Genomic DNA, 5,097 nt, shown 5'->3' with positions numbered 1-5,097 from the left:
TTCCAACGGTTCTCCTGCGGAAAGACCCACTGCCAGCGCCACTCCTTGGGCGCGTTGGAGTATTTGCGGTCGGTCTACTCATGTTCAGGTATGGCGCCGCTTCAATGACTGACAGCCATGTGGTTTTCATCAATCTGTCTTTCAAATACGTCCACCCATGCGTCGAGAAACATTGCGTAATGTTACGGTGCTTCCTGGAAGTAGAGCGGCTTTTTCAAGTCCGAATTTCGTATTTTCACAGTCCCCTGAAATGGCCCCCCTCCGGCACTTTTCGACGGTCTTCGCTCAGTATCCAAGCGACCTGTCTGCGTGCGGACACGCACAGGTAGGCACAGCTATCGGCCTGAGTTCGGGGTTGGCTCCGAGCGCGAGCCGACCGCTCACCGGCTTAAAACGCCTGCCTGCCCCGCGCTGGGTGCAGGGACGTAGGCAGGGGTTTGTCGCGTGGAGACCTACGAACCGAATGGAACTTTTGGCAACCGACCGTGACCGGCTGGCGTTCCTCCTCGAAACGGACGCCGCCCTTGATCTGAACATCAAGGCGCCCAATGGCCAGGGCGGAGGCAGCCGCCGGGGAGCCGTCGCCGGAAGCGCGGCATCACCAGCGATATCGGCTCGAAGCAGAGGCTGGTCAAACTCGATATGGAGACACACGCCGAAGGGGTTGGGATCCGTCTTCGACGCCTTCTCCGGTTCGGCTGTGGTGGCCTACAGGTACAAGACCAAAAGCATTCGGGTCCTGGCCGACGATTGGCTGCGCTGGTGCCACCACGCGGCCCGGGCGATCATCGACTACGACAAGGTGCCTCTCTCCGATGAGGACCTAGAGGCACTGCTTGCGGACAACGGGAAGGCCGAAACTTGCGTCCAGGACAACTTCTAGGGCAGCTTTTTCGCCAAGGGCGTCCACTGCACGATCGACACGATCCAAGCCAACGCCGACAGGCTCTTGAGCTTCTTCATTAAACCCACAGTCTTTGAGAATTTAGCTCATCTGCGGCTTTTCGTGGGCCCTCGCGCCCACGGTTTCGGCGCCAGGGTCCGCACATCTTCCCATCTCAGGAAGTCGAGATCTACCGTGTGCCATGTTGGCTCGCCATTCTGGCTCTGGATTAAGGTGACGGTCTTGGGTGCCGCGATGGCACCCATGATGCCCGCTGTTCGGTCTCTACCAAGCCACCGGCGTCTGACTGGCTCTAACACCATGAGTCTGGAAGAAAGCGGTGCGGAGGGCGGGCCCTGATTGCTCCCCGACACCGCTTCCTAAAAGGTTTTCAGAGGACGCGTGAAAAGAATGCTTCGGCACACTTCTAACGAGGTCCAGGGGGAAGAAAGCTTTCGTCGCCGAGCATGGTAAAGGGGGATTTGCCGTCGGGAACCCCTGTCTTGTATTGAAAAATGCCTTCCACCAGGTTGTTCACCTTTTTATAGAGCGCCCGCAGAGGAATGTGGGCTGGACAGGTTTCCTCGCATAGGCCGCAGTCGATGCATCGACCTGCCATGTGGACCGCCCGCACCAGATGAAAAGAAGTGTCTGGAGGAAGTTTTCCCGAAGGGATCAATTCTTTGTGTTCCAGGCTGCATTCGGTGCAGAAGCACACGGGGCACACATCCCGGCAACCATAACAACGGATGCAGCGATTGAAATGCCCGAGCCACCAGGCCAGCCTGTCCGTGTCCGGCATGGCTTCCAGTTCCTCAAGCCGGCGGCTTTGCTGAACAGGTTTGGGCGCCTCTCCGTAATCCAGGTGATCCGGGTAGGGCTTGGCGCATTCACAGTAAAATGCCAGATCCTGGGGACACGCCTGCCCCATAATAACCACCTTGGACGGTTGCAGCTGGTTCCATTTGAACAGCTCGTAAAGGGATCTTTCTTCACAACCGCGCACCAGAACCCCGAAAGTCTTATCCGGGCTTTGCCGAGCTAGGGCCAAGAGCAGCTTGGTGACGGGGTATCGAACCTTGAAAGGCTGCCACGTTTCCAGGCCGTCCATGTCGGCTTTGGTGAAAACGGCCGGGAAGGGCAGACCGTGAACCGTCTTATAGGCAACAAAAGCATCCACGCGGCCCTCTTCCAGCAATTGTCGAACCTTGGTCTTCATGACATCCATCCTGTACGATGAGCGAAAAGTCGTCGTTAAAATCCCAATGCCAGCCGCGGGCTCGCTTCAAAGGACGGTGCCGGCCCCAAAGCGCGCACCTTTTCGGTAAAATCGCGCACGACTTCGGCAAACTTGATGCCTTCTGCCGATGAGATCCATTCCAGACGGAAACGTTCCGGGCTGTACCCCGCAAAGCGAATGAGTTCCTGAACGAACTTCATCCGCTTCAGGGTCATATAATTGCCCTTGATGTAATGACAGTCTCCAATGTGGCATCCAGCCACAAGGACGCCGTCCGCACCGCGCTGAAACGCATGAAGCACATGGTGGGGGGATACGGTGCCCGAGCACATAACGCGCACCACGCGCACGTTGGGCGGGTACTGAAAACGGCTGACCCCTGCCAGGTCGGCTCCGGCATAACTGCACCAGTTGCACAAAATGGCCACAATTCTCGGTTCAAAGCGTTGCGCCATGATTCCGTCTCCTGCCTTCGGCCTAAGCGGTCAAGGCTTCGTCGATTTGCGAATAGAGCTGCAAATGGGAAAATCCCAGCAGCGTAATGGCTTCCGATGGGCAAGTGGCCGCACAGGTGCCGCAGCCTTTGCATAGAGCCTGATTGACTTCACACTTGGCTTCCTGTTCCAGATAGGAAATAGCCCCAAAAGGACAACACTGCACGCAGCCTTGGCAGCCGCAACACAAATTCTTGTTCACGATGGCCGCAACCCCGCCGGCCAAAATGGAGTCCTTGGCCAGCACGGTGGCCGCTCGAGCCGCCGCCGCCTTGGCCTGAGCGATGCACTCTTCCGTCGGCTTAGGGTAATGGGCCAATCCCGCGATAAAGACGCCGTCCGTAGCGAAATCCACAGGACGAAGCTTGGCATGGGCTTCCAGGAAAAAGCCGTCGGCATTGAGCGGCACCTTGAACATCTTGGCCAACGCATCGGCCTCTTCCGTACGCATGACAATGGCGGACGCCAGGGTGAGAATATCGGGTTTGAGCACAATGGGACGCCTGAGGACGTGATCCACTACGGCGACGGTAAGGGAACCGTCCGATGCCACCTGCACCTGGGGTTTGTTGTCCAGATCGAAACGAATGAAGAGCACGCCTCTGGCACGGGCTTCCTTGTAGAGATTTTCCCGCAGCCCAAAAGTGCGAATGTCCCGGTAAAGAACGTACACATCCATTTGCGGGTTGAGTTTTTTGAGGCGCAGGGCGTTTTCAATGGAATGGCTGCAGCATACGCGACTGCAATAGGGCCTTTGAGGTTCTCGCGATCCCACGCACTGAATGAAAACGGCCGAGTTGGCATTGGCAATGCGGGGATCCCCCTCGCTGATGGCCCGATCCAGATCCAGGTTGAGGAAAATGCGGTCACTGTGCCCGTAACCGTATTCCGTCGGTTTCAGTGAATGGGCTCCAATGGCCAAAATGGCCACACCGTGGTCGATTTCTTTCAGGGATCCGCCCACATCGACGACGGTGTGGAAATTACCCACAAACCCCTGCACATCGCGAATCAGAGCGTTGGTCAGCACCGTCACTTGAGGATGTTCCATAACACGAGCAATCAGTTCATCCAGATAAGGCGCTAAAGGCTGCCCATCCCAGGTGGAATAAAGCTTGCGGCCATGGCCGCCCAGCATATCCTTGCGTTCCACGAGAGTGACCGGATACCCTTGATCGGCCAGGGCTAAGGCTGCGGTCATGCCGGCGATGCCGCCGCCCACCACCAGGCCCGATTTGGTCACATTCAGCTGAATTTCACTCAAAGGCTGCTGCAAGGTCACCTTGGCCACCGCCATGCGGACCATATCCTTGGCCTTTTCCGTGGCGGCTTCCGGCTCGTTCATGTGCACCCAGGAACCCTGGTTTCGAATGTTGGCCATTTCAAACAAGTATTTGTTCAGACCGGCCTGCTTCAAGGTTTCCTGAAACAGGGGTTCATGGGTTCTGGGGGAGCAGGCGGCGACGACGACGCGGTTCAGGTTATGTTCCGCGATGACCTGCTTCATTTTGTCCTGGGTGCCTTGAGCGCAGGTAAACAGATTACGCTCCACATAAACCACAGAGGGCAGCGTTTTCGCATATTCCGCCACAGCTTCCACATCGATGACCCCAGCAATGTTGACGCCGCAGTGGCACACAAACACGCCTACGCGGGGTTCTTCTGCCGTCACGTCCTTTTCGGTCAGGATCGGCGGTTTTTGGGTGAGCGTGTTTCGAGCCGGAGCCAGCAAGGCCGCGGAATCGGCGGCGGCGGCCGAGGCTTCCATTACCGATAACGGAATGTCTTTAGGGCCTTGAAAGACACCGCAGACATACACACCCGGTCGAGATGTCTGAACGGGTTCAAAGGGGGATGTGGCCGCAAAGCGCCCGTCCCCGATCTCAATGCCCAGTGTTTCGGCCAGCTTCACGGTGTCCTGGGACACCTGAAGGCCTACGGAAAGCACCACCAGGTTGAACACATCTTCCACCACCGATCCGTCTTCCATGACATACTGAATGGCCAGGTCATCGGTCTCCGGAACCCGCTCCACGCTGTGCACACGCGATCGAATAAAGCGCACCCCTCTTTCCCTTTGGGCTCTCTCATAGTACCTTTCAAAATCCTTACCCGGCGTGCGCATGTCCATGTAAAAGATGGCCGTCTCCAGGTCCTTTCCCGCATGTTCCTTGGCAATCACCGCTTCCTTGATGGCGTACATGCAGCAGACGGCCGAACAGTACCCATGGTCGCAATGGTGAATGTCCCGGGATCCCACGCACTGCAACCACGCGATTTTTTTCGGTTCCTTGTGGTCCGAAGGGCGCACCAGATGGCCCATGGTGGGGCCGGAGGCCGAAAGCAGCCGCTCAAATTCCATGGCCGTCATCACATTGGCCAAACGCCCGTAGCCGTAGGTGTCGTAGACGCTGGGGTCAAACGATTCAAAGCCAGGAGCCAAGATCACGGCGCCCACGTCCAGGGTGAAGGTCTTTTCC

4 protein-coding genes are annotated in these 5,097 nt (G+C 57.4%); 1 reads left to right on the top strand and 3 read right to left on the bottom strand.

What is annotated here, in order from left to right; all coding sequences use genetic code 11:
- Window positions 1-463 precede the first annotated feature (463 nt).
- On the top strand, window positions 464-883 hold the full coding sequence (locus ACUVSA_RS14475; RefSeq protein ID WP_445895358.1) for a hypothetical protein: 420 nt from the start codon (window positions 464-466) through the stop codon (window positions 881-883).
- Between the two features lie 427 nt (window positions 884-1,310).
- Here ACUVSA_RS14475 and ACUVSA_RS14470 read toward each other — a convergent pair whose 3' ends face one another.
- From ACUVSA_RS14470 to ACUVSA_RS14460, 3 genes are all read right to left on the bottom strand, one after another.
- Window positions 1,311-2,102: a 4Fe-4S dicluster domain-containing protein gene (locus ACUVSA_RS14470; RefSeq protein WP_445895357.1), complete on the bottom strand. Its 792-nt coding sequence runs from the start codon at window positions 2,100-2,102 to the stop codon at window positions 1,311-1,313.
- Between the two features lie 35 nt (window positions 2,103-2,137).
- Window positions 2,138-2,578 (bottom strand): hydrogenase iron-sulfur subunit, encoded by a 441-nt coding sequence (locus tag ACUVSA_RS14465; RefSeq protein ID WP_445890621.1) that lies wholly within the window; start codon window positions 2,576-2,578, stop codon window positions 2,138-2,140.
- Between the two features lie 22 nt (window positions 2,579-2,600).
- Window positions 2,601-5,097 (bottom strand): FAD-dependent oxidoreductase (locus ACUVSA_RS14460; RefSeq protein WP_445895356.1); only part of this gene is annotated, 2,497 nt, incomplete at its 5' end.

The sequence above is a fragment of the Desulfosoma sp. genome (assembly GCF_052743555.1).
Note: the sequence above shows the minus strand (reverse complement) of the source record. Positions and strands in the feature narration are given on the sequence as shown.